The sequence below is a fragment of the Okeania sp. SIO2B9 genome, assembly GCF_010672505.1.
Taxonomy (GTDB): Bacteria; Cyanobacteriota; Cyanobacteriia; order Cyanobacteriales; family Microcoleaceae; genus Okeania; species Okeania hirsuta.
Genome location: NZ_JAAHGK010000397.1, coordinates 1 through 5,750, shown reverse-complemented (window position 1 = coordinate 5,750; position 5,750 = coordinate 1). Strand labels below are relative to the sequence as shown.

General features: G+C 36.1%; 5 protein-coding genes. 1 reads left to right on the top strand and 4 read right to left on the bottom strand.

Features of this window, described 5'->3' with window-relative positions; all coding sequences use genetic code 11:
• Nucleotides 1-366, bottom strand: a 366-nt coding sequence (locus tag F6K13_RS15350; RefSeq protein ID WP_287287788.1) for a transposase, incomplete at its 3' end; no start/stop codon positions are given.
• Nucleotides 367-569: 203 nt separating this feature from the next.
• Entirely contained in the window at nt 570-791 is a 222-nt protein-coding gene (locus tag F6K13_RS15345) for an element excision factor XisH family protein (RefSeq protein ID WP_124144111.1), read from the bottom strand.
• A gap of 654 nt (nt 792-1,445) precedes the next feature.
• On the opposite strand from F6K13_RS15345, the gene F6K13_RS15340 reads away from it, so the two are divergent.
• The gene (locus F6K13_RS15340) at nt 1,446-2,339 is read left to right on the top strand and encodes a prohibitin family protein (protein ID WP_205127303.1); all 894 of its coding nucleotides are present in this window, start codon (nt 1,446-1,448) and stop codon (nt 2,337-2,339) included.
• A 193-nt stretch (nt 2,340-2,532) separates the two neighbouring features.
• On the opposite strand, the gene F6K13_RS15335 is transcribed toward F6K13_RS15340, so the two are convergent.
• Together F6K13_RS15335 and F6K13_RS15330 are read right to left on the bottom strand one after the other, a co-directional pair.
• Nucleotides 2,533-3,615 (bottom strand): ATP-dependent 6-phosphofructokinase, encoded by a 1,083-nt coding sequence (locus F6K13_RS15335; RefSeq protein WP_124144112.1) that lies wholly within the window; start codon nt 3,613-3,615, stop codon nt 2,533-2,535.
• A 939-nt stretch (nt 3,616-4,554) separates the two neighbouring features.
• Nucleotides 4,555-5,478 (bottom strand): nucleoside hydrolase, encoded by a 924-nt coding sequence (locus F6K13_RS15330; protein ID WP_124144113.1) that lies wholly within the window; start codon nt 5,476-5,478, stop codon nt 4,555-4,557.
• Nucleotides 5,479-5,750: the final 272 nt, after the last annotated feature.

Here is a 5,750-nt window from a genome sequence, read left to right as displayed (position 1 = left end):
GGATAATTTATGCAGGAAATCTGTTCTAGTATCTTTTAATTTACTATGTTTGCGCAGCATTCCGAAGGAAAATTTAGCTACCCTGAGTCTGGCTTTTTCATATTGTTTAGAACCATTACTTTTTTTTGATAATGATTTACTTAATTTTCTATACTTTTTAATTCGTTTTTTTAATGGTTTTGGTGCATCTACTTTTTTACCATTGCTGAATAATGTAGAAATGCCTAAATCTATGCCTACTGATTTGCTGGATTCTGGTAGTTTTTGTGGTTGAATTTCTACTACAAAACTCAGAAAGTATCTATGGGCTGAATCTTTGATTACTGTTACTGATGATGGTTCTCCTGGTAAGGGTCTTGACCACACTACTTTGAAACAACCTATTTTGGCTAAGTATACTTTGTCTTCATGTAGTTGAAATCCTCTTAAGGTAAACCTGGCAGTTTGTTTTGACCTGCGTTTTTTGAATCTGGGAAGTTTAATTGCTTTACCTTTTCTTTTACCCTTAGTTCAATTAAAAAAGTTTTGGTAAGCCTGGTTTAAGTCATTTAATGATTGTTGTAATGGCACTACAGACACTTCTGAAAACCATTCTCTATTTTCTGTTTTTTAGCTTGAGTAATAAAGAGTTTTTGTAGTTCAGATTCAGCACCAAAAAGCTTTTCAGAACCCAGATCGACATACATATCAACTCCAGCAAATTCTATGTATAGAGGGTCGTCGGTAATAGTCCAGCCTTCTTTAATTAAGGCGTTTTTGACAGCATCATGGAATATATCTTGAGCTGGCATAATTATATATTAATACTTGACAATTATTTGATACTATTATTATATCTGAATTTGAGGTTTTACCTATCGGTCAAATATTATTTAAAAATCAACGACTGAGTTTAATAACTTTTGATGCTAAACAGGAGGTTATTTGTTCATGGATACCATAAATAATTATCATCAAATTATTACTAAAATCCTGGGAGAATATGCTAATGAGCCTGTCAACTAATTTTATAATCCTTTTATGGTAAGACTTCTAAGTCCTTGCCTAGAAAATTATGCTATACCTTTGATCAACTATTTTTAATAAATAGTGAAAGCTGAAATGGTGTAAATTCGTTATCTAGTTTGTGATTGCAGAGAGCTTGGCACACTCATAACAATTACTCTAGTTTTACGCCTAATATAACTGCATATCCTCCTTAAAACTGGAAATAGAGTTATATAGAACTTATCAATTGAAACTATAATACTAGAGTTTAGTCCCAAACTCCAGGTTGAAAAATGGATGAGGTTAAAATACTTTGCAAATCACCATTCTTTATACGATAAATCGACGTGCGGAATTTGTATTACTAATAATGGAGAATAATTTAATGGAGATTGAAAAGTCCAAAAACAGTCGAATGAAATTTCTTCAAAATGTAATCACTGAAAATATTTTACTTTATGAATAAACCACCAAGACAAAAATTTCCTCCTCCTAGAACATTAAATACTTCTAAGTCTATGCTCAACGTTGAAAATCCGATAAAAATTGGTATCGCTGCTTTACTGGGATTATTTGGTATAGTGATGCTCCGCAGTACGTTCTTAATTCTTCAACCTGGTGAAGCCGGAGTTTTGCAGGTACTCGGTTCTGTCCGTGAGGGAGAGCCTATGCGTGAAGGACTTCATATCATACTTCCTTTTGTCTCTAAGGTTAACAAGTACGACATTCGGGTGCAAAAACACCAGATTAATGGCTTGACTGCAGCCTCTAAGGATTTACAAGATATCACCGCCGAGGTTGTGGTAAATTATCAAGTACAACCCAGTGAGCTAGTAAATATCCTGCGTGATGTAGGAACCCTTGATAATGTTAAAGAGAAGTACGTTGAACCTCAAGCGCAGGAAGCCTTTAAAATTGCTTCAGCTAAATTGAAAGCTGAGGAATCTGTGACTAAACGAGAAGAGTTGATGGAGACTTTTAATGGTTCCATAATTGAGCGTCTCCAGAAATTTGGTATTAGGGTAGTTGCCACTGCCTTAGTTGATGTGGATTTTTCTCCAGAGTTTTCTAAGTCAGTTGAGGAAAAACAAATCGCGGAACAGAAAGCTCAAAAAGCCAAATATATTGCTCAAGAGGCCGAGCAAGAAGCGCAAGCAATGATTAATCGTGCTAAGGGAAAAGCTGAGGCCAATCGTCTAGAAGCGGAAAGCTTGAAAGCACAGGGTTCTGAATTAGTCATTCAAAAACTGTTCCTAGAATCATGGGATGGTAAGCTTCCTTTGGTGATGAGTGGAAATGAAGATACTCTTCTGCTCGATATGAACAAGCTAGTGGATAGTGACAAGAGATAAAAGACGAGACTGTGCCAAAATGGGTTTATTGTACGCGCTCGGAATTAGGCGTAAAACTAGAGTCATTGTCATGAGTGTGTCAAGCTCTCTCTTGATTTACCTTTAATAATATCTTAATTCATAGCTTGATTCACCAACGCCTGAAATTAATATCCATCGGGTAGGAAAAGACTTTCCCACCCAACTTTTAACATTAATCTCCCAAACAAATACCTATACTCCGAGCAGTTTTAACTAAAGTATCATTAGGATCTACCGCTCTGTACTTAGAAATCGCATCTGCAATTGGCACAGCGATCGCCTGTCGATTTTGCCAAGTTACTACATGGTCATATTTTTCTTCAGCAATGAGGTCAACTGCTGCTACCCCAAAAGCTGAAGCAATTAATCGGTCTGTCGGGGAAGGTATGCCACCACGTTGAATATGACCTAAGACGGTGACGCGAGTTTCTGCACTACTACAAGCAGCAAGTTTATCAGCTAGATATTGCCCAATACCACCAAATCTAGATTGACCCAAAGAATCATTAGTTGTGACTGCTTCTCCTGTTTCAGTACGCACTGCTTCTGCGACAATTACCAAAGAGTAATTTTTGCCTAAATCTTGGCGTTTGCGGATGTAGTCACATATTCGCTCTATTTGGTAAGGAATTTCGGGAATCAATATTACATCTGCACCACCTGCAATACCAGCATTGAGAGCAATATGTCCCGCATCTCGCCCCATTACTTCCAGAATCATAACTCGACTATGACTAGCAGCAGTAAAATGTAAGCGGTCTAGTGCTTCTGTGGCAATTTTGACAGCAGTATTAAAACCGATAGACAATTCAGTACAGTTGACATCATTATCAATAGTTTTGGGAATACCCACTAGATTCAAATTTCCCTGTTGAGCAAGTTTACGGAGAATAGTTAGACTACCATCACCCCCGATACCAATTAAAGCATCAAGCTCTAATAAACGATACCCTTCAATAATTTCCTCAGAGCGATCGCGCACAGTTCCATCTGGCATCGGAAATCCAAATGGATCGCCCTTATTAGTAGTTCCTAAAATTGTACCACCTGCTGTGAGTAAGGGGTCGATTTTTTCAATTTCAAGTTTGATTGCTTTTGGTGGACGTTCCATCAATCCCAGGGTAGCTTGCTGAATGCCAAAAACTTCCCAATTATAAGTTCCAATTGCGCGATATACTACCGCCCGAATTGCTGGATTTAAGCCTGCACAATCTCCTCCACTGGTAAGGATGCCAATACGTTTGTGTTCTACCATAATTATGATTTTCTCTACAATAAAGAACATAAATTTGTAACAGTTTCTACTCTGAAGTTGAAGCTGTCTATCGGATTTTACCAGTCAATTGTCAGTATTTATATTTATAGGATTTTTCAGTTGGATGATAAAAGGTTTTTTGGTGGTGGTGCATTGTAATGGTGGTCTATTGTAATTATTTTTTCAAGGACAAAAGCAGTGGGAGCATCTTGCTCCCTTGCTTGTATCTTATATCATGTCCGGTAGCATCGGTATTGTATAGCAAAGGTAGGCAACAGGCAACAAACAGGAAGGCAATTGAGCAAGAAAAAAACTTAAATTTCCTGTAGATATCCACGCTAACTTTTACACAAACGATACCAACGGACATGATATTACTCCCATGAAGCACCGTTGTTTATCCTCATCTACCATTACCGGAGTAGGACTAGCGGTTTTTTGATGGAGTTATCAAACAAGTTAAATTAATTCACCAGCTAAAGTTAAAATTTGACCATTTGCGCTCGGTAGTAGAGAAGTGAGCAATTTTTTGTTTTCAAATAAAGAACCGATCAAATTAATTTAATACTATAGAAAATATAATTAATTCATAAATTAATTTATCTTTATTCGGTGTTGGTGATTTGAGGCATGATATCTTGTCGGGATAAGAGCGAAAATAAAAAACTTTCTCCCTCTACTACTCTTTCTTATTTCTTTCCTCCTGACTCCTGAGGACTGACTCCCATCCTGGGAGTGGGTTTACTCCTAAATAATTAAAATTAATATCATACACGCGCTTCACCAATGCCCTTTATTCTTTATAGATTTAATATCCTCTAGTTTATCCGGTATCTAAAATTGGTTGAGGTTTGTAGATGTGGAGTGGCTTATATTAGTATTGCCATTCACTTTTTTTCTGTTTCCAACTTCGATCTTTCCTGTTTCAAATTTAAATTTTTACCGCGCCCATTGTTGGAGAATATAACGATAAAAACTCTCTGTATCCACTCGTTCCATTGCCATAATTTTCCGCCCACCAGTTTCTACTTTTATGCGACCTTGACTCACTCCTTTTGTAATAACTGTAGTTTCCCATTCTTTTAGTTGATAAAATTCTGGATGTGCTAAATAAACAGTTGCTAAAATATCCCAAAAATAATAATCCTGAGAAATTGCCAAAGCATAACATTGTCCGGCAAAATCAGAGATCGGATATTTTCTTTGCTTGCCTAATTTACGAGAAAACTCAGAAGTTAGGGGTACATTATTAGTAATATCTAACGAACAAAGTACTATTGGAATTTGAGTTTGCCAAACCCTTTCAATAGCAAATGGGTCCCAATAAGCATTCCATTCTGCGGACATATCTTGACCTGGTTCCATATCTTTACTCACATTTCCCGGTACATTTAAAGCACCACCCATCCAAACAATTTCTTGAATTTTTGACTCAATTTCTGGAGCAATATCTAAAGCTACAGCAACAGTTGTTAAAGGACCAGTTACCATTAATGTTACAGGTGCTGGTGCTGATTTTAAAACTCGTACCATAAAATTTTGACCAGGTTCTGAAACTAAAATAGTATCAATAGTTTCCTTCTCATTTAAAATCGGAAAATGGTCTACAGCAAAAGAATCTCTTCTAAATAAAACTGGAAAAGGATTAACACCACGCACTGTGCTTTCTGCCACTGGAACATCAGAACATCCCATTAAATCTAAAATTTTTCGAGTAGCATTAATTGCAGGTTTAATATAACAATCAGCAGGGGTGACAATTACTCCTAAAGATTGAACATTTTCCATGGTCATTAGTAAAACAGTGGAGAGAAAATCATCTACAGCACCATCATGATCCATCAGTACAAGTTTTTTGGACATCAACATTAAAGATTAGATTTCAATTAGAATTATATGTGATATTCAGATAAGTTTAGGAATGTTCATTGAGATTTTATCTAAACCAATGAGATCAACTATTAACAGAAAACGTCATCAAACCTTTAGTAAATAATTGAGTTGAATTATGTACACAGAATCATCAGCAAGGAATAATAATATTAACAACAATATTGTGCCAGTAGAAAGAGTAAATAAATTACTGTTTCAGTCAATTGATACTTTAGAAGAAATTCTCAAAAATCAACAACTTC